The sequence below is a fragment of the Agrobacterium sp. GW821-FHT02D03 genome (assembly GCF_059421725.1).
Genome location: NZ_JBWKVN010000001.1, coordinates 1,302,906 through 1,322,559, shown reverse-complemented (window position 1 = coordinate 1,322,559; position 19,654 = coordinate 1,302,906). Strand labels below are relative to the sequence as shown.

The window sequence follows — 19,654 nt, the reverse complement described above, 5'->3', positions numbered from 1 at the left end:
CATCATTTGGTCGAAAGCCCTTTGCTCTCTAACCAGATCAAAGACGAAAGAGCTTGCCAGGATTGAAAATATTATCCGGATCAAGAGACCGCTTGATGGCGCGCATCGTATCGAGTGCAGGACCGGCCTCTTCTTCCAGAAAACTCATCTTCCCCTGCCCCACACCGTGCTCTCCGGTGCAGGTACCATCCATGGACAGCGCACGACGATTGAGGCGCGCCACAAAGGCTTCGGTTTTCGCCACGCTCTCTGGATCCTTGCCGTCGAAAAGCACGAGAACATGGAAGTTGCCATCCCCCGCATGCCCGACGATCGGCGCCAGCATGTTGTTTTCCATGATGTCGCGCTGCGTTTCCACGACGCAATCGGCAAGGCGGGAGATCGGAACGCAAACATCGGTCGAAAGGCCGTCGAGATGCGGCGCCAGCGCACGCGATGCCCAATAGGCATCATGGCGGGCTTTCCACAGCTTGTTGCGCTCCTGCGCGTCACCGGTCCATTTGAAATCCGTGCTGCCAAACTCGGCGACGATTTCGGCGAATTGCTGCGATTGCAGCGCAGTCGTTTCTTCCGTCCCGTGAAATTCGACGAAGAGCGTCGGCTTCTCCTCATATCCCAGACCGGAATAAGCGTTGCAGGCACGGATCTGGACCTCGTCCAGCAGCTCGATACGAGCCACCGGAATACCGATCTGGATGGTCATGATCACCGCATCGCAGGCGGCCTTGATCGTTTCGAAAGTGCAGACGCCGCCGGCGATCTTCTCCGGAATGCCCTGAAGACGAAGCGTAACGGATGTGAGCACACCGAGTGTGCCCTCCGCACCGACGAAAAGCCGAGTCAGATCGTAGCCGGCAGAGGATTTGCGCGCGCGCCTGCCGGTACGGATTTCCTCACCATTGGCAGTGACAGCGGTAACGGCCAGAACATTATCCTTCATCGTCCCATAGCGCACCGCGTTCGTGCCGGATGCGCGCGTCGATGCCATTCCGCCAATCGACGCATTGGCGCCCGGATCGATCGGAAAGAAAAGCCCGGTATCGCGCAGATAGGTGTTCAGCTGCTCGCGGTTGACACCGGGCTCCACCGTCACGTCCAAATCCTCGGCATTGACCTCGATGATGCGGTTCATCCGGCTGAAATCGATGGAAATGCCACCGGATGGCGCGTTGACCTGGCCCTCCAGCGAAGAACCTATGCCGAAGGGAATGACCGGCACCTTGTGCTCCGCGCAGGCCTTCACCACCGTCTTCACGTCATCGGCGGTTTCAACGAAGGCAACACCATCGGGAAGCTGGGTCGTCAGATAGGTCGTGGTGTGGGCGTGCTGTTCGCGGAAAGACTGGCCCGTCTGGAATTTTTCGCCGAGATCGCGCTTCAGCATCGTCAGAACAGCGGCAATGCCAGCCTCGTTTCGTGTTCCCGATACGACATCCTTCAAAGCCATGACATGCTCCACCACGCTGCAAGTTTTTAGCCCGCGTCGCGCGCGGGCCACGGCGTGGTATGTGACAAGGCTCTCACTTTGTCCAGCGCGGGCTTTGCGACTGTCCGGTGTTTGACGCCAAATCATTCCGCGGCGAGAAGTGGCTTTTCCTCCTCCAGGGCGCGGCGGCGAATGGCGGTCTCCAGTTCGCGATGCAGACGAATTTCCTCATCCGCCTGCGGCTTGGCGAAGCGTGCCAGGAGCAGGTACGAAACCGGGGTGATGTAGAGCGTCACCAGCGTCGCAAAGCCGAGACCACCGACGATGACCCAACCCAGCGCGATACGGGCTTCAGCACCCGCACCCTGTGCCAGCACCAGCGGCACACCGCCGAGAATGGTGGCGATCATCGTCATCATCACCGGGCGAAGGCGAATGCTGCAAGCCTTCTCGATGGCTTCGCGTACGCTCGCGCCCTGATCACGCAGATGGTTGGCGAATTCCACGATCAGAATGCCGTTCTTCGCCATCACACCGACCAGAAGCACAAGACCGATCTGACTATAGACATTGAGGCTTGATCCGGTAACGAGCAGCGCGATCACCGCGCAGGCAAGACCGAGCGGCACCGTCGTCATGATGATCAGCGAGCTCAGGACACTTTCGAACTGCGCTGCCAGCACTAGGAAGATGATCGCAATGGCAAAGCCGAAGGTCAGCAACATGCCGCTGGAATTTTCCTGAAGCGTGGCGGCTTCACCGAGCGGGATCAGCCGCGCACCGGATGGCATGATCTGGCCCGCCAGTTCATTGACCTTGGCGACCGCATCACCGAGCGAAACACCTTCGCGCAGGTTGGCGGAGAAGCCAACCGATGGCAGCTGCTGCTCGCGGTTCAGCTGCGGCGAGACCGCATTTTCCTTCAGCGACGCGATCACCGACATCGGCACGATCTTGCCATCGTCTGTCTTCAAGAAAATGTTCTCAAGATCCGTCGGATCGTTGATCGGCCGGGTGGAGGCAAGAAGCCTGACAGGGATCGCGTCACCATTCACAAAGACGTCGACGATGGAGCGGCCTTCGAGAAGCGACTGCATGGCGCGCGACAGGCCGGTGATGTCGATGCCGAGATCGGATGCCCGCTCGCGATCGATGGAGACGGAAAGCTGCGCCTGGTTCGGCTCATTATCGAAGCGCGGCGTGTCGAACATGCCGGTTTCTTCCATCGACAACAGCAGCTTCTGCGTGGACTCGGTCAGCGCCTGATAGTTGGAGCCGACCATCGCCATGCTGAGACCATTGCCTGCGCCGCGAATGCGCAGGCTGTTCGGCTGCTGCGCCGTGCCGCGAAGCGCCGGCACCTTTTGTGCGGCGGCATTGATATCCTGAGCGATCTGGTTCTGCGTGCGATCACGATCCGCCCATGGTGCCAGCGTCAGCACCATGAAGCCGGTATTGGACGAGCCATTCATCCCGGTGATTGAATAGACGTTACGGATTTCCCCGCTTTCGCGCAGCGGCATCAGATTCTCTTCGATCCGCTGCAGCTGGTCGCGCGTATATTCCAGGCTGACGCCCTGCGGCGCAGTCACCCGCAGGAAGATCGACGAGCGGTCCTCGCGCGGCGTCAATTCGTTCTGCACCATGCCGAAGGCGACCCAGGAGACGCCTGCAAAGGCGATCGACACGACGATAACGATCAGCGGATTGTTAAGACAGCTCGACAGCGTGTTCTTGTAGGTGCTGGCAAAGAGATTGCCAAACCAGGCAAGCGGGCCGGTCTTATGCTCCACAGTCTTCTTCAACATGCGTGACGCGAGCATAGGGCAGAGCGTCAACGCCACAATCGAGGACAAGCCAACGGCAAAGGCCAGCACGAAGCCAAACTCACGGAACAGGCCGCCCAACTGGCCGGGCAGGAAGGACAGCGGAATGAAGACAGCGGCGAGCGTCGCGGTTGTCGCGAGAACTGCGAAGAACACCTCTTGCGTACCAAGCACGGCGGCGGCACGCGGCCCCATCCCTTCGGCTCTGCGGCGCACGATGTTTTCCAGAACCACGATCGCATCATCCACCACAAGACCCGTCGCCAGCACGATGGCAAGCAGCGTCAGAATGTTGATGGAAAAGCCAACCATATAGATGGCAACCAGCGTGCCAATCAGCGCGACCGGCATGGTGATGGCTGGAATAAGCGTAGCGCGCCAGTCGCGCAGGAAGAGATAGAGAACCACAACGACGATCAGCGCAGAAAGACCAAGCGCCAGTTCCACCTCGTGAAGCGCGCCTTCGATGAAGACAGCGTCGTCGCTGGTGACAACGATCCGTGTGCCCTCTGGCAGGTTCGGCGTCATCGCATCGACAGCTGCCTTGACGCCGGTCGAAATGTTCAACGTGTTGGACTGTGCCTGACGGATCACGCCAAGGCCAACGCCCTGCACGCCGTTGGAACGCAGGGACGTGCTTTCATCATCGGCACCAAGCTGCACGCTCGCCACATCGCGAAGACGCACCTTGTCCTTGATCAGCAGATTTTCAAATTCGGCAGGCGTTGTGAGATTGGCTGTCGCGCGCACCACGATGTCCTGCGTGGAGCTTTTCAGCGAGCCCGCCGGAACATCCAGTGCTGCGGTTGCCAGCGCATTGGAGACATCGGTTACGGTGAGACCGCGGCTTGCAAGTGCTGCCTGATCGAGATCGATCCGGAACACCTTCTCCTGGTCGCCGTAAAGCTCCACATCGGCAACGCCGTCGACGGCAGCCAGGCGGTCGACGACCTCATCCTCGACAAGCTTGGTCAGGTCTTCCATGCTGAGCGTGGAGGATGTGACAGCAAGACGCATGATCGGCTGGCTGTCGGAATCGGCCTTGATGATCTGCGGTTCATCGGCATCTTCCGGCATCTGATTGGTGACGCGTCCGATCGCGTCGCGCACATCATTGGCGGCAACCGCGAGATCGATATTGTCGCCAAACTCCAGCGTTACACGGCTGGTACCGAACTGCGAGGCCGACGAGATGGACTTGACCCCGCTGACACGGGCGACAGCACCTTCGATCGTCTGCGTCACCTCCTGGTCGATCGTCTGCGGCGACGCACCGTCATAGGTCGTGCGCACGGAGATGACCGGACGGTCCACATCCGGCAATTCACGGACCTCTACGCCGACAAGGGCCGCGAGACCCGCGACCACGAGCAACGTGTTGATCACCGCGGCAAGGATCGGCCGTCTTACGAAGAGCGCGGTAAAAGCAAGCTTCGAGTCCTGCCCTGCGGGCGGCGTCTGTCCAGTTGATGAACCGCTCATTGGCTGGCGACCTCCGGTGCTTTCGGTTCGTTGCCGATGCGCACAGCGCCGCCTTCACGCACGCGCTGCAGACCTTCCGTTACCAGGGGGTCATTGGGTGAAAGCTCGGCCTTCACCAGAACAGCGTCAGGGTTGCGCTGCACCACCTGAACGCGGACCTTGTTCGACTTGTTGTCCTTCACGCGCCACACATACGAACCGTCGGCGTCCCACTGCACGGCCAGCGGATCGACCGATGGATAGGTTTCGCCTTCGAACTTCATGGTGACGCTGAACGACATGCCGGCGCGCAGCTCATCCTTGGCGTTATCGAAAACGGCGCGCACACGAACGGTGCGGCTTGCTTCGTCCACGCGATTGTCGACCGCCTCCACCTCGCCTGTAAAGGTCTCACCCGGGCGGGCAATCGAGGTCGCTTCCACCGGCATGCCGACCTTGATCGCCGTGGCAAATCGTTCCGGTGCCCAGAAGTTGACGAGGATCTTAGAGCGATCATCGATGCTGACGATGCTGGTCTGTGTCGTTGCATTATCGCCGACATTAATGGCGACGATGCCGGCAATGCCGTCGATCGGCGCGACGATATTGCGCCGTTTCAGATTGAGTTCGGCCGTGCTGACCGCAAGCTTGGCCGACTCTTCGGCAATCTGCGCGTCGAGAACATCGAGACGGGCCACCGACTGAAGATTTTTATAGGAGGACGATTTTTCGACCGCACTTTTGAGCGCGACCTGCGCCTTGTCGCGCTCGATCAGTTGCTCGTCATCATCAAGCCTCGCCAGCACATCGCCCTTCTTCACCTTCTGACCGGACGACACGAGGATCTCGGAAATCAATCCGGACGCCTGAGGTGTCACGACGACGGTCTGGATCGCCTCACCGTTGCCGATGGCATTGAGGCGATCGTTAACTGTGCCGGTCTTGGCAGGCGCGGTCATCACGAGCGTGGCATTGCTGCGCCCGCCCCCGCCACCTTGGCCTGCAGGTCTGGACGAAGCACTTGCGGCATTGTTTGCGGCAGGCTCTCCCGTCGTGACGATGCCAGCCTTCGCCAGCAGGTTCTGCCCTGTGGACGAATTGAACGCCCACAAAAAGAAACCAGCCCCGACGACCGCCAGACTGACACCAACCTGCTTCCAAACCCGCATGCAATTCTCCGTGTGATCCATCCACAACCGCAGCCGTGCCGCAGCGCGGACGGGCAGGCGAATGATTTGGGGCAGTATCTTTGCTGCTGCTTAACAACGCAACGCAACATTTCGTTTCTTACCGAATTGTAATTTGCGAAAATTTTGCGGCAAGACATCGAAAAATCGACGATATACTTTATCGGCAGTTGTAATTCCGCTTCGAAGCCGTCCTCGGCTCAGCATCGGACGCGCCTGTCCCGCGAGGTCGCGAGCATGCATAAAACCGGCATTTCGCCTTCTATTGGTCGCGATCACCGTGAATACGGGAATAAAAGCAGAACGACGTTCTAGCGTTTATATCCCGAATCACTACATTGAGCCGCATGAGCAATAGTTTCGACGATATGCCGTTCTTCGACGAAGAACCAAACGAGCCGCGCCGTCTGGCCCCAAACGCAGCTCCCGCCCCCGGTGGCCTGGGCATTGCCGCGCGCGCCATGGCGGCGCGTGATCAGGCACGTGGCACGCCCGATTATCTCTCCGGCCTCAATCCGGAGCAGCGGGAGGCGGTCGAAACGGTGGATGGTCCAGTGCTGGTTCTTGCCGGTGCCGGCACGGGCAAGACCCGCGTGCTGACGACACGTATCGCCCACATTCTCGCAACCAACAAAGCCTATCCAAGCCAGATCCTCGCCGTGACCTTCACCAACAAGGCGGCGCGCGAAATGAAGGAACGTATCGGCGTCCTCGTCGGCGGCGCGGTCGAAGGCATGCCATGGCTTGGCACCTTCCACTCCATCGGCGTGAAGCTTCTGCGTCGGCACGCCGAACTCGTCGGGCTGAAATCGGACTTCACGATTCTCGATACCGATGACGTGGTGCGGCTCATCAAGCAGTTGATCCAGTCCGAAGGTCTGGATGACAAGCGCTGGCCGGCCAAGCAGTTCGCCGGGATGATCGACAACTGGAAGAACAAGGGCCTGACACCGCCCGATATTCCTGAAGGCGATAGCCGCGCCTTTGCCAATGGCAAGGGCCGCGAGCTTTATGCAGCCTATCAGGCAAGACTGAAGACGCTGAATGCCTGCGATTTCGGCGATCTTCTGCTGCACCCAATCACCATATTCCGCCGCCATGGCGATATCCTCAAGGATTATCACCAGCGCTTCCGCTACATTCTGGTGGACGAGTATCAGGATACCAACACCTGCCAATATATGTGGCTACGGCTTCTGGCGCAGCGCGCGAAGGGCGAGCCGCAGAACGTCTGCTGCGTTGGCGACGACGATCAGTCCATCTATGGCTGGCGCGGTGCCGAAGTGGACAATATCCTGCGCTTCGACAAGGATTTTCCCGGTGCCAAGGTCATCAAGCTCGAGCGCAACTATCGCTCCACCGAGCATATTCTGGGCGCCGCCGGTCATCTGATCGCCCATAATGAAGGTCGCTTGGGCAAAACACTCTTCACCGATCGCGTCGACCCGAACGACGAAAAGGTCGTGGTGCATGCTGCGTGGGATTCCGAAGAGGAAGCCCGTGCCGTCGGCGAAGAGATCGAGGCGCTTCAACGCAACACGAAGCACAATCTCAACGACATGGCGATCCTCGTGCGTGCCTCGTTCCAGATGCGCGAATTCGAAGATCGCTTCGTCACGCTAGGTCTCAACTACCGCGTCATCGGCGGCCCACGCTTCTATGAGCGCATGGAAATCCGCGATGCCATGGCCTATTTCCGCCTCGTCTGCCAACCGGCCGACGATCTGGCCTTCGAGCGCATCGTCAACACGCCGAAGCGCGGGCTTGGCGACACGACCATTCGCACGCTGCATGACTATGCCCGCGCCCGCGATATCCCCATGCTGGCGGCCGCCGCCGATATTATCGAGACGGACGAGCTGAAGCCCAAGGCGCGCAGGGCGCTCTTCGATGTGGTGCAGGATTTTCGCCGTTGGCAAGGGCTACTGGAAAACACCGAACACACGGTGCTTGCAGAACAGATCCTGGATGAAAGCGGCTACACCGCCATGTGGCAGGCCGACAAGACCGCAGAAGCGCCGGGACGCCTGGAAAACCTGAAGGAACTCATTCGCTCGATGGACTCCTTCGAGAGCATGCGCGGCTTCCTGGAGCATGTGGCGCTCGTCATGGATGCCGAGCAGAATGAAGAGCTCGATGCCGTCTCGATCATGACGCTGCACTCCGCCAAGGGCCTGGAATTCGAAACCGTCTTCCTGCCCGGATGGGAAGAAGGTCTGTTCCCACATCAGCGCTCTTTGGACGAAGGCGGACGCTCCGGTCTGGAGGAAGAACGACGCCTTGCCTATGTCGGCATTACCCGCGCCAAGCGCCGCTGCCACATCTGGTTCGTCTCCAACCGCCGTATACACGGTCTCTGGCAATCCACCCTGCCCTCACGCTTCCTGGATGAGCTGCCGGCATCCCATGTCGAAGTCACGGCATCAGAAAGCAGTTATGGTGGCTATGGCGGTCGCGGCGGCTACGGCCAGTCCCGCTTCGACAAGGCCGAACCCTTTGCCAATAATTACACCACGCCCGGCTGGAAGCGCGCTCAAGCCAACCGCTCCGATGCGACGCGCGACAACTGGGGCAGCCGGTCAGGACATGCGGTAGAGCGGATCGGTTATGGTGAGAGCGGTCCGCGTGCCCGAACCATCGATGGAGAACTGGTCGCGAAGTCGGTGGCCGACGCGCCCTCGAAATTTGCGGTCGGAGATCGCGTCTTCCATATCAAGTTCGGGAACGGCAATGTCGCGACCGTCGAAGGCAACAAGCTGACGATCGATTTCGACCGAGCAGGCCAGAAACGCGTGCTCGACGGCTTCGTCGAAAAGGCCTGATTCCCAAACATAAAGAAGCCTCGCCAGCTTAAAGAAGATAAGCGTGCCTCATGCGCCCAAAAAAGGCGCGCTGGCCCCTAAGTTTTCACCTCGTATTTTTGAGTAACTGACGGCTTCGACTATTTCCCTCGGGGCGATTCTCGGCAATAACCACATGGTTTCGCAGAGTCGTCCTCCTGAGGTTAAATTGCATATATTCGAGAATTCTAATTCAATACTTGCAGTTTACCTCATCAACATGGCCAATGCACAGCAACGCAAGCAGGCCATGGTCGACAAGCTCTCTGCCATCGGGCTCACGGCAGAGCGTGTCGAAGCGGTGGATGGCAGAGCCCTGACATTTCCGATCCCGGCATTCAGCGAGCTTTCCTACAAGCTCATGCACGGCCGCCGGACCTGTCCGCCGGAAATTGGCTGTTATCTGAGCCACGTGGAATGCGCACGCCGACTGCTGCGAAGCGATGCCGAGTTTGCGCTGATCCTCGAGGACGACGTGGTCTTCAGGCAGGGTTTCATGGAATCGATAGAGGCGGCAATCGATTATCGAAACGATTGGGATATTCTGCGGCTATCGACAGTCAGCCACGGGAAAAAACATGCCTTCCGCAAGCTGACGGCTGATCGCTCGTTGAGCATCGCACTGACGCGCGAAAAAGGCTCGGGTGCCTATATCGTCAATCGCAAAGCGGCCAAGTGGATCGCGGAGAAGCTGGTCCCGATGCGGCTGGCATACGATATCGCCTACGATCTGGAATATCTGGCGGGCCTCAAGTCAGCCTTCATATATCCTCTCTGCGCCTCTCAGGATGCAGACAACACCAGTTCTATTCAAAGCGTCGCTCGCGCTTACAAGCTGCCCCGCTGGCGGTACTTCACCGTCCTGTCCTTCCGCGCATACCTGGAGGTGACCCGCTTCGTGTTCAGAGGGGCGAGGCTCCTTTTGGGCTATGCGGGAAATATGCGCACGCCGCGAGCACTGCCAGCTGCAAAGAGGAAGAGTGATTCTTCGGGCACATCAGTGCCGGCCCACCCGGCCTCCTACGACCCGGCACCGGTTCACGCGGTCGTCTCGCCCGGCGTAAACCCGATCAGGTAAACTGCGGCAACAATAGCGGCGATGATAAAGATCGAGATGACGAAGATCGTCATCCGGCTCAGTGGTTTGCGTGTCGTTTTCTTCATGCGCAAACAACAACTTTGCGCTGATTTTGTTCCCTAAAACATCGGAAGCACGACGCGTCGTCTCAAAAGAGATGAAGCGTCCCTTGTGTGTAGAAATGGACGCGTGGCGCTGTGGTGATGCCTCACCCATCACTGCGAATGGCCGAACCCATCAACGCATTTCGTTTTGTTTTTGCGCCGTAAGGTTCTAAAGCCAGATGACTTCTTCAGGGCCATCTCAAACAGACAAAGTTTCCCATGACGCCGACACGTTCCAATCCGCTTCACCTGGCGGCCGCTTTCGCCAGCGGCGGTCTTTTGACTTTGATGGTGCATTTCAACGGAATGCTCGCCCATTATGGCAATGCGCTGTTTTCCTCCTGGACGGCTCACGCCACAGGAACGGTCGCGGCAATCATCGTCATGGGGCTGCTCTACCGCAAACCGGAGCCGGGACAGCCGGCAAAACCCAAGGCACCCCTCTGGGCCTATATGGGCGGGATGATCGGCGCTGTCCTTGTCATGCTGACCTCCACGGCGGTGAATTCGCCTCTTGCACTTTCCGGCACGATCGCCCTTGGACTGGCTGGGCAGGTGATTTTCAGCCTAGCGGCGGATTTCTGGGGCCTGTTCGGCTTTCCCAAGCGCCGGCCACAGGGACAGGACATTCTCGCAATCGCCCTCATCCTCGGCGGCAGCGCTCTCATCATTCTGGTGGGGAGAGCGACATGATCGTCTGGATCGCAATGGCCTTTGTCGGCGGCGTCTTCGTTTCGCTCAGCCGCCAGATCAATGGCCGCCTCAGCCTGTCCACGTCACCGCTGACTGCATCCTTCTGGAATCACTTTGTCGGATTGGTCGTGCTGACGCTGGTGGGACTGGTGATTGGTGGTCTTTTCCCGCCAGGTGCGGGCGATGCGCCATGGTACGCCTTTATCGGCGGGCCGATCGGCGTTGTCTTCATCGCCTCCGGCAGCTGGCTGATCGCGCGCATCGGTGCCGTCAACACGGCACTCCTCGTCATCAGCGGCCAGATGGTCTCAGGTGTCGTCCTGGATTTCTTTAGCGACCAGCCGCCGAAAATCTGGGCGACTGCGCTCGGCGTGATCTTCATTCTCGGCGGCATGGTACTGACCCAACGCCGCCGTTAAATCTGGTCCGCGACCTCAGCTCTTGCCGAACAGGCTGCCGAACAATGTCTTGCCGCCGCTCTTTCCACCGCTGCTGGCTGCAACAGCGGACGGACGACCGTTCAGCTTCGGCACGACGATGAGACGCTTGACCTCACCGCGCTTGAAGGCTGCCAGGAACTTTGGATATTCCTTGAAGACGACGCAGCCATTCGATTCACCGCGCTTCGCCAGCATATAGGTATGCGCCAAAAGTCCGTTACGGCCATGGGGATTGACGCCGCTTTCCGGCGTCAGGCGAATGGCTTCCACGCCGTGGAAGAGCGATTCGCGCATGGTCAGGCGATAGCTTGACGGTGGCGTCGCACCGCGCATCTTGACGTGCACGAAATCGGGATTGTCACGCATCTTGCCGATACCCGAATGGGCCTCAAGCTTCTCGCCGCTTGGAAGATGCACGACACCTGCAGAAATATCATAGATGGCGGTGCCATTACCGCGATCCGGCCACGGAACGACGGCGTCCATTTTCGTTTCGCGCATCGGATTGTCGGGCCGCGCGAAGGCAACCATCGTGGATGTCGCAGGCTGCTGCACCGGTGATTTGGCGGGCGTCGGAACGGTCGCTTGCGCAGCGATCTCCTTCTCTACGACAGATGGGCTGGCAGGACGCGGTGTTGGCTCGACCTCGAAAGCTTTTGCGATCTCAGGGCGGAAATTCGGGAGCGGGACGGTTTCCGGCAGAAGATCGATCTCTTCATCGGCCTTCGCCTGCGGGCGACCGAGCGCGGCTTCAAACGCAGGATGCTCTTTTGCTTCCTGTGGTTCCAGCATGGCGGTCTCAGGCCCGCGTCCAAGCGCTGAATCGACGATTGCCGACGGGCGAAGCGCTGCCAGTTCCGTGACCGTCGCCTGGCCCTGAGCGTCGATGGCCGCTGCCGTGCCGAAGCGCGCTGCAAAGAGCTTGGCATTGAGGTGGTGCTCTGCTGCCAAGCGCGTCATCTTCTGGTGGCCTTCGGGATTGGCCGAAAGGCGCGAGAACTTATGGACGTGAATGGTTGGCTGCACGTCATCGGGCGCCTCGCTCACGGGCCGATCCAGCTGAGCCAGCAGCATCTTGTCAAAACGTTGAGTGCCATGCGACGCTTGCGCCATACCATGAAGCGAAGCGAAAGCCGCCACAGCGCAGACACTGGCAAGGATCCCGCCGCCCAGAAGAGCGGAGAGGCCGCCTGACGACAGGCCAGCACGTTTTTTTGCATGGGCTGCACCGCGCATGGGCACGCCCTGATAGGTCACGACTGATGACGCCATGATACTCGTTACTCGAACCGTTTACGCAAAACCGGCTTGTCGCCGGCGACTTGGCGTTGGCCTCGATCGTCAGATGCGAATCGCACCATCCTCGAAGCGAACAGGTTCGAAGCATGCCGAATTATGGTAACCAAAGTCTTTACGAGTCCCCTGAAAACGCTGTCCCTAAAAGCGCAAGCCATGTTCATGCAGGTAAGATCCGATGTTCGCGCCCCATTGTTTTCCGGGCGTCGAAACCGAAGAGCAAGGCTGTCCGTGCAGCACACATATGGCTGAGTCGGGGTCCCCTCTTCTGGGCAAAGCCTGTATCTTTCGACTTTGCCTAAAATGCGGCGATGAGGGCGACCCCGGTCATCCCGTCGTTTTCATTTTGACGAAAACCTTCTAAGCTCCGCCACAAGCAATCGACTTGAAGGAACGACAAATGAAGGCGCTGCTGCTGATCGACATCCAGAACGGCTTTTGCCCCGGCGGAAATCTTCCCGTGGCCGATGGCGACAAGATCGTGCCGATTGCCAATGCGCTGATCGAAAATGGCGGCTACGACCTGATCGTCGCCTCGCAGGATTGGCACCCGGCCAATCATGGCAGCTTCGCATCTCAACACCCCGGTAAGCAGCCCTTCGAGATGGGCGAACTGTCGGGCAAGCCGCAGATCATGTGGCCGGATCACTGCGTTCAGGAAACGCCGGATGCGGACTTCCATCCGGATCTCAATACTCAAGCCTTCGATCACGTCCAGCAAAAGGGAGAGAACCCAGCCGTCGATAGCTACTCAGCCTTTCGCGACAATGATCAGTCGGCAACAACGGGCCTTGCCGATTACCTCAATCGCCAGGGCGTAACCGTTCTCGACATCTGCGGGCTTGCAACGGATTACTGCGTCAGTTTCTCCGCACTCGATGCGCGCGACATGCTGCCGGATGTGAAAGTGCGCTTCATCGAAGATGCCAGCCGCGGCATCGACCCGGAAGGCATCAAGGCCGCCATTGCCGCCATGCGCGCCAAGGGCATTGCGGTGGTCAACAGCAGCGATATTCTGAAAGCTTAGAGCGTTTCCTTGCTAAATAGAAGCAGTTCTGTTGGTTCAAACGGGATCGACTGATTGTCCGGGCGGCGCGTGCCGTAGCCAAATCATACGGCCAAGCCGTCCGGGCAAGCAGGTGGCCCGTTTCAACCAACCCAAAGGGCCGGGCATCTTTCCGCCAGGCTCAAAGGCGATCGGCTCGACCGTACCTTTGGGTATGCCCTTCGCCAATCGCCTTTGCCCTGACGAAAACCTGCTCCGGCAGAACGTTTCTATTTAGCAAGGAAACGCTCTACCCCCTTCAGCGGCCGTTCAATGGCTGCTCCAGCACGTCGATATCAGCCGCTGCGTCGTCCATTCGACGTGAGATCACTGCTTGCGCGTCCCGTAGTCCCTGATTGTAGAATGCCGGACCGATCACCTCCGCCACGTGGTCCAGCAACATCTCGCATTGCAGCCCGCTGACATCGACATCCAGCTCATTCACCAGATAATCCTGGAATGCCTTGGCCAGCCCTGCTTTCTGCTGCTTGTCGATTTTCAGTTCCAAGATGCGGCCCTCCTCTCGCCGGTCGTGCAAAGCATAAAGCGACTGTGCGACAACGATATGCGGCAGAACAAGAGGTGGAAAGGTAGGCCAAGCTTCAAATAAATCAATCAAGCTATTCCTTATTTTTGTTTGTGCGCATACGCCCGAGACTGTAGGAGACGAACATCCCATGTTCTCCGGTACAGGACCGGCTACCCCATGACACAGTCACCCTTCAGGTCGGGCATCCGCCTTGGCCTCCCCGTTGCTCTTGCCGTCTTGCCCTTCGGCGCGCTATTTGGCGCCGTCGCCATCGACAATGGCATGACCATTTATGAAGCGACGCTGATGAGCGGCATCATCTATGCCGGGGCCAGCCAGTTGGTCGGCATCGAGCTTTTCAATCAAAATCTGCCGGCATGGCTCGTGGTGCTGTCGATCTTTGCCGTCAACTTCCGGCATGTGCTCTATTCCGCCGCCATGGTCCGCATCGTTCCGGAATGGTCCTTTGTCCGCAAAGCCATCGGCTTCTTCTTCCTGGTCGACCCGCAATTTGCCGAATCCGTCCGGCAGAAGGAAATGCATGGCGAGGTGCGCTATTCGCTCTATATGGGCTACGCCTTCGTCGTCTATGCGCTGTGGATGATCTCCACCGTCGTCGGCGCCTCGCTCGGCAATCTCGTCGGCGATCCAAAAGCGCTTGGCTTCGACGTGCTGCTGCCGATCTATTTCATGGGCATGGTGCTCGGCTTTCGCAAGCGCAACAGCTTCTACCCTGTCATGCTGGCAAGCGCCGTCGGCGCGATCGCTTCCTTCCACTTCGTTGGCTCGCCCTGGCATGTCAGCATCGGCGCGATGACCGGCATCATCATCGCCGTCATCCTGCCGCCCGCGAAAAGTGAAACCATCGAAGAGCCCGAGGTGCAGACCCCATGAGCGAGTTCTTCCACCTCCAGACACTCATCATCATCGTTGCCGGTGCTGTTGCGACCTACCTCACCCGCGTCGGCGGTTACGTGCTGATGACGCGGATGAAATCCATCCCGCCGCGCGTGGAAGCTGGGTTGAATGCTGTCCCCGTCGCCGTTCTGACGACGCTCGTCGCACCCGCCTTTTTCGAAGGCGGATATGATGTGAAGCTCGGCTTGATCGTGGCGCTAATCGTCGGTCTGCGCTTCCCCGGCCTGATCATGCTCTTCGCCGGCTGGGCGCTGGTCGTGGCGCTCCGGCATTTTCAGCTCTCATGAATTGAAAATGCCGTCACAGGCTCACATCAGATGGCTTCGGTCGCAGCCACCAGCCACTGCTTTACACTCTCATCGCTGATCAGCGGCATCAGCTTCTCGCGCGTCTTGGCGTGATAATCGTTCAGCCAAATGCGCTCGTCTCCCGTCAGCAGCGCAACGATAACGAGTCTGCGGTCGATCGGGCACCAGGTCAGCGTCTCGAAGGAAAGCATCGGCTGATCACCGCCTTCGATTGCCTCGGCCTCTCGCACATAGATCAGGTTCTCGATGCGGATGCCGAAAGCGCCGGGACGGTAATAGCCAGGCTCGTTGGACAGGATCATCCCCGGCAGAATTTCCTGCTGCGACACGCGGGAAATGCGCTGCGGGCCTTCATGCACTGACAGATAGGAGCCGACTCCGTGACCGGTTCCGTGGCCGTAATCAGCCCCCGCCTTCCAAAGCGCAATGCGCGCCAGCGGATCGAGATCGCAACCGCGCGTTCCCTTCGGAAACTTCGCGTCGCTGATGGCGATAATGCCCTTCAGCACCAGCGTGAAGAAGCGCTTCTGCTCGTCTGGCACATTGCCGATGGCAACGGTGCGCGTGATATCGGTGGTGCCGTTCACATATTGCGCACCGGAATCCACCAAAAACATCTCGCCATCCTGCAGGCGGCGGTCGCTATCGGTGGTCACGCGGTAATGGATGATCGCTGCGTTCGGGCCGGAGCCGGAAATCGTATCGAAGGAAACGTCCTTGAGCGGGTTCTGCATCGCTTCGCCAAGGCGCGCCCGTGCCTGCTCCAGCTTCGTTACCGCCTGGATTTCGCTGACGGTACCGGGCTGCTGGCTATCGAGCCATGCCAGATATTCCACCATCGCCGCGCCATCTTGAACATGAGCGGCAGCGGAACCGGCCAGCTCCGCTTCGTTCTTACAGGCACGCGGCAGCTTGACGGGGTCGATCGCCTCGATAACCGTGCCGCCATTGTCCTTGATGACACGCGTCAGCGCCACCGGCACCACGTCGGCATCCACCAGGATCGACGCGCCCTTCTCAGCAAGTCCGCGAAGAGTCTGCTCGATTTCTGTCGGCGCGTGACGCTTCACGAGGTCTTTGAGATAGGCTTTGACCTCGCCGTTTAATTTCCGCTCATCCAAAAAGAGATCGGCTTTGCCATCGGCATAGATGATCGCGCGAGCCAGCGGATGCGGTGTGTGCGGCACGTCGTTGCCGCGGATGTTGAAGATCCACGCGATCGACGATGGATCGGTCACGAGAACCGCATCCGCCTTGCGGCCTTTCACATCCTCGGCAATGTTGTCGATCTTCTGCCGCGCGGGCGTTCCACTAAAGGCTTCCGGCTGAATCGTGACTGGCTCCAGAGGCTCCGCAGGGCGCCCTTCCCACAGAGGATCGAGCGGGTTGGCAGCCAGCAGCACGACGGAGCCACCCTTCTCGGCAAGAGCCTTTTCCAGGCGGAGCAGTTCCGCGCTCGTATGCAGCCAGGGGTCGATACCGAGACGGAAGCCGCTCGGCGCATGTTCACCCAGCCACTTGGCTGGCGGTGCGCCGACAAGATCACCGCCCGTGAACACCGCCGGGTCAACCTGTGACGCAAGCTGGGTCGTATAGCGCTCATCGACAAACACGATGGCTTGCGACCGGGTCACCAGCACCACACCGGCAGAACCGGTAAAGCCCGTCAGCCACGCCATCCGCTCGGCACATTCCGGTACGTACTCACCTTGGTATTCATCGGCGCGGGGAATGAGAAACCCGTCTATGCCGAGCGCATCGAAGGTCGAGCGCAACGCCTCCACGCGGGCCTCACCGAACTGCGGAGTGGACTTGTTGTCAAAGGACTGGAACATGGCATGCTTTCTGGATTGTCCAGAGCGCCGTGCGTCTTATTGGACGCACAAAGGACGCTCTGTCTTTTGGAATCTACGCATCTTTTACAGACCATAGCGCGGCAGCCTCTCGCAGGTCCAGATCAAAGCGAGCGCCATCCCACGGCACCTCCATCCGCCCAATAGTTAGGCAGATCGCACAAATATGAGGGGCGATCACGCTCAGGATTGCATATAACGCATAGCACGAATGTCGAAGCGGCTATGGCGTCCCGAGCTGCACTGCCTTAAATTCCAAAGCATCGAAGGGGCAACGAAAACCCCGCAGAACAAGGATGTCCAACATGTCGAAGTCGATCTTTCGCACCGCATTTCAACGTGTCGTCGAAGCCCGTCAGCGGCAGGCAGACCGTTATGTCAGCAGCGCAATGCTGAACCTGGACGACACCACCATTGCCGCTTTCGGCACTACGCGCGAAGAGCTGCGTCGCAAAGCGAAATCCACTTACGTATTCTGATCGTGAGGCGATCTTCCTCCCGGCTCGCTGAACAAGGAATACGTTTATCCGCTTGAGCCTCTCCTCCCAAGGCTCGCGGATTCGGTCGGCAGGACCGATTGAAAAGGCGGCGCGCAAGCGTCGCCTTTTTCATGTCGTCAGAGCATGTCGCGACGGAGATGGATGGTGACCCAGCCGTTGCGCCAGATGGTGCGGATGTGGCTGAGCTTCATGCCGTTATAGGCCGACAGAACCTTCCAGCGTTGGCTGCTGAGAATACCCGATAGAATGACTGTGCCGCCGGGCGCCAGATGCGCCACGAGCTGCGGCGCCATCTTGATCAACGGTCGCGCCAAGATATTGGCAATGATGAGGTCAAATGGCCCATGACGGCGGAAGGAATCCGAATGGAAACCGGGCGCCGTCTCGAAGGCGATGCCGGAGACGATACCGTTCAGCTTAGCATTCTCCTTGGCGACGCGCGTCGCGATCGGATCGATATCGGTGGCCAGTACCGGCACCTTGCGCATCTTTGCCGTCGCGATTGCCAAAACACCACTGCCCGTGCCGAGATCCAGCGCGTTGCGGATTGTGCGCGAACGCAGCACGTCCTCGATCATCTCCAGGCAGCCTGACGTGGTGCCGTGATGCCCCGTGCCGAAAGCCTGACCGGCCTCGATTTCGATGGCAAGATCGTTTGGACGAACCTTGTCGCGGTCATGCGAACCATGCACCAGGAAGCGCCCTGCCCGCACGGGCTTTAGTCCTTCCAGCGACTTGGCGATCCAGTCGACATCGGGAATGACTTCGCGCTCGATCGTAAGATGCGGAAAAGAAGCCTGCAACAGCGTCTGAAAGCGCTCGGTGATCTCGTCTTCCTGCTCCAGAAGCAAATAGATCGATGCTTCCCAGATATCGCGCTTCTCATCGACCTCGGTGGTCGCGATCGCAATATCTTCCTCGCCGAAGACTTCCGACATCACATCAAGCACGTCGCCTGCCTGAACTTCGGTTGTGGTGACATAGAGACGGATTTCGCTCACGACAGACGCTTTCCCTAAGGCATGTTGCGCAATCCCGGTAAGCGATCTTGCGATGATGACATGCAACGAAACGAGGGCTTCAAGCGTGAGGATCAATCGCCACACGCTTCAGCTGGTTGAAGCGTCAGCCTTTGCCACAAAACACGCGGCAATCCAATGGAGCGGAAGGCGTTTCTTACGCCGACGTGTCAGGACTTGACGAGATTTTGCAGCTTCTGAACGGCGACATCAGGATTTTCGCCGTAAGCAATGGTGCCGCCGAAGGAACCGTCCGGGCGAAGCAGGATCACCGAGGCCGTATGGTCCATGGTGTAATCACCATTCGGGTCCTTCTCGTCGACCGGGACCTTTTTGGCGTAGATGCGATAACCCTTCAGCGTTTCGGCGATCTTGTCCGGTGCGCCGGTAATACCGGTAATGCGCTTGGAGACGTTGGAGATATACTGGTTCATCACCTCGGGCGTATCGCGTTCGGGATCGACCGAAACGAAATAGGCCTGCAGCTTGTCGCCCGCCGGGTCGACCTTCTCCATCCAGCCATTCAGTTCGAACAGCGTGGTGGGGCAGACTTCAGGGCAATGGGTGAAGCCGAAGAACAGCGCTGTCGGCTTGCCCTGAAACGCCTTCTCGGTGATCGGCTGACCGTTCTGTGCAACAAGCTGGAAGGGCGTGCCATAGGCCTCCTCCACCATCTGCTCACGGCTGTTGGTCAATTCCATCGTCAACCAGCCCATGACGCCCAAGAGAACGACGACGGCACCCCAGAGCGCGAGACGGATCGATTTCATGCTGTTCCTCACCATGCGATAATTGGCGGCAGGCGCCCTATGCGAGTGATAGCCAAGCCATTGAGGTTGCGCAAATCAAGAACGGCTGGAAAGCGCAACCGCGCTCTTTTGTCTCAATACCCTAATGTGCCGCAGCCTTGAGAGCCGCCTGTCAGAAGCACCAGGCGATGCCATTCTGCACAGACGCAATAAAGATATCGGTGCCGTGTCGAAGCCAGCTGTCAAAGGTGGCGATCACGCCGAAAAGAACAGCGCCCGTGGCAAGAGCTGCAAGCAGAAGCTTGCCGGAGTGGGACAATAATGCGCTCATCTTCCTACCTTACTCCACGGCGGCCCCAAGGAGAAGCGCGGACCGTCCTGG

17 protein-coding genes are annotated in these 19,654 nt (G+C 59.0%); 8 read left to right on the top strand and 9 right to left on the bottom strand.

Going from position 1 to position 19,654, the window contains the following annotated elements; all coding sequences use genetic code 11:
• Positions 1–37: 37 nt before the first annotated feature.
• The 3 genes from AC07U5_RS06115 to AC07U5_RS06105 all read right to left on the bottom strand — a co-directional run bounded on the left by AC07U5_RS06115 (position 38) and on the right by AC07U5_RS06105 (position 5,882).
• On the bottom strand, positions 38–1,447 hold the full coding sequence (locus tag AC07U5_RS06115) for an FAD-binding oxidoreductase (protein WP_494722551.1): 1,410 nt from the start codon (positions 1,445–1,447) through the stop codon (positions 38–40).
• 122 nt (positions 1,448–1,569) lie between these two features.
• The gene (locus AC07U5_RS06110; protein ID WP_494722550.1) at positions 1,570–4,734 is read right to left on the bottom strand and encodes an efflux RND transporter permease subunit; all 3,165 of its coding nucleotides are present in this window, start codon (positions 4,732–4,734) and stop codon (positions 1,570–1,572) included.
• The gene (locus AC07U5_RS06105) at positions 4,731–5,882 is read right to left on the bottom strand and encodes an efflux RND transporter periplasmic adaptor subunit (protein WP_494722549.1); all 1,152 of its coding nucleotides are present in this window, start codon (positions 5,880–5,882) and stop codon (positions 4,731–4,733) included. Before AC07U5_RS06105 ends, AC07U5_RS06110 begins: the two co-directional genes overlap by 4 nt.
• Positions 5,883–6,247: 365 nt before the next feature.
• Here AC07U5_RS06105 and AC07U5_RS06100 point away from each other — a divergent pair, with 365 nt between their 5' ends.
• From AC07U5_RS06100 to AC07U5_RS06085, 4 genes are all read left to right on the top strand, one after another.
• Entirely contained in the window at positions 6,248–8,722 is a 2,475-nt protein-coding gene (locus tag AC07U5_RS06100; protein ID WP_494722548.1) for an ATP-dependent helicase, read from the top strand.
• 187 nt (positions 8,723–8,909) lie between these two features.
• Positions 8,910–9,818: a glycosyltransferase family 25 protein gene (locus AC07U5_RS06095; protein WP_494722547.1), complete on the top strand. Its 909-nt coding sequence runs from the start codon at positions 8,910–8,912 to the stop codon at positions 9,816–9,818.
• Positions 9,819–10,141: 323 nt separating this feature from the next.
• Positions 10,142–10,615 carry a DMT family transporter gene (locus AC07U5_RS06090; RefSeq protein ID WP_111846941.1) on the top strand — a complete coding sequence of 158 codons (474 nt, stop codon included), beginning with the start codon at positions 10,142–10,144 and terminating at the stop codon, positions 10,613–10,615.
• A complete protein-coding gene (locus AC07U5_RS06085) occupies positions 10,612–11,034 on the top strand; it encodes a DMT family transporter (RefSeq protein WP_062598572.1) in 423 nt (140 codons plus the stop codon). Before AC07U5_RS06090 ends, AC07U5_RS06085 begins: the two co-directional genes overlap by 4 nt.
• Before the next feature lie 15 nt (positions 11,035–11,049).
• On the opposite strand, the gene AC07U5_RS06080 is transcribed toward AC07U5_RS06085, so the two are convergent.
• A complete protein-coding gene (locus tag AC07U5_RS06080; RefSeq protein ID WP_494722546.1) occupies positions 11,050–12,327 on the bottom strand; it encodes a DUF2778 domain-containing protein in 1,278 nt (425 codons plus the stop codon).
• 424 nt (positions 12,328–12,751) lie between these two features.
• Here AC07U5_RS06080 and pncA point away from each other — a divergent pair, with 424 nt between their 5' ends.
• On the top strand, positions 12,752–13,378 hold the full coding sequence (gene pncA, locus AC07U5_RS06075; protein ID WP_494722545.1) for a bifunctional nicotinamidase/pyrazinamidase: 627 nt from the start codon (positions 12,752–12,754) through the stop codon (positions 13,376–13,378).
• A gap of 277 nt (positions 13,379–13,655) precedes the next feature.
• On the opposite strand, the gene AC07U5_RS06070 is transcribed toward pncA, so the two are convergent.
• Positions 13,656–13,904 carry a DUF2164 domain-containing protein gene (locus AC07U5_RS06070; RefSeq protein WP_494722544.1) on the bottom strand — a complete coding sequence of 83 codons (249 nt, stop codon included), beginning with the start codon at positions 13,902–13,904 and terminating at the stop codon, positions 13,656–13,658.
• Between the two features lie 198 nt (positions 13,905–14,102).
• On the opposite strand from AC07U5_RS06070, the gene AC07U5_RS06065 reads away from it, so the two are divergent.
• Both AC07U5_RS06065 and AC07U5_RS06060 read left to right on the top strand, forming a co-directional pair.
• Positions 14,103–14,819 (top strand): AzlC family ABC transporter permease, encoded by a 717-nt coding sequence (locus tag AC07U5_RS06065; protein WP_494722543.1) that lies wholly within the window; start codon positions 14,103–14,105, stop codon positions 14,817–14,819.
• Positions 14,816–15,130 carry an AzlD family protein gene (locus tag AC07U5_RS06060; protein WP_062426543.1) on the top strand — a complete coding sequence of 105 codons (315 nt, stop codon included), beginning with the start codon at positions 14,816–14,818 and terminating at the stop codon, positions 15,128–15,130. Before AC07U5_RS06065 ends, AC07U5_RS06060 begins: the two co-directional genes overlap by 4 nt.
• Positions 15,131–15,156: 26 nt before the next feature.
• On the opposite strand, the gene AC07U5_RS06055 is transcribed toward AC07U5_RS06060, so the two are convergent.
• Positions 15,157–16,986 carry an aminopeptidase P family protein gene (locus AC07U5_RS06055; RefSeq protein ID WP_494722542.1) on the bottom strand — a complete coding sequence of 610 codons (1,830 nt, stop codon included), beginning with the start codon at positions 16,984–16,986 and terminating at the stop codon, positions 15,157–15,159.
• Between the two features lie 323 nt (positions 16,987–17,309).
• Between AC07U5_RS06055 and AC07U5_RS06050 the strand changes: the two genes are divergently transcribed.
• Complete coding sequence (locus AC07U5_RS06050) at positions 17,310–17,483, top strand: hypothetical protein (RefSeq protein WP_494722541.1); 174 nt, start codon at positions 17,310–17,312, stop codon at positions 17,481–17,483.
• A gap of 137 nt (positions 17,484–17,620) precedes the next feature.
• Here the strand turns inward: AC07U5_RS06050 and AC07U5_RS06045 are convergent, their stop codons facing one another.
• From AC07U5_RS06045 to AC07U5_RS06035, 3 genes are all read right to left on the bottom strand, one after another.
• Positions 17,621–18,505: a 50S ribosomal protein L11 methyltransferase gene (locus tag AC07U5_RS06045; protein WP_062426637.1), complete on the bottom strand. Its 885-nt coding sequence runs from the start codon at positions 18,503–18,505 to the stop codon at positions 17,621–17,623.
• 188 nt (positions 18,506–18,693) lie between these two features.
• Positions 18,694–19,293, bottom strand: coding sequence for an SCO family protein (locus AC07U5_RS06040; RefSeq protein ID WP_062426541.1), 600 nt, complete (start codon positions 19,291–19,293; stop codon positions 18,694–18,696).
• 151 nt (positions 19,294–19,444) lie between these two features.
• Positions 19,445–19,603, bottom strand: coding sequence for a hypothetical protein (locus AC07U5_RS06035; protein WP_494722540.1), 159 nt, complete (start codon positions 19,601–19,603; stop codon positions 19,445–19,447).
• Positions 19,604–19,654: the final 51 nt, after the last annotated feature.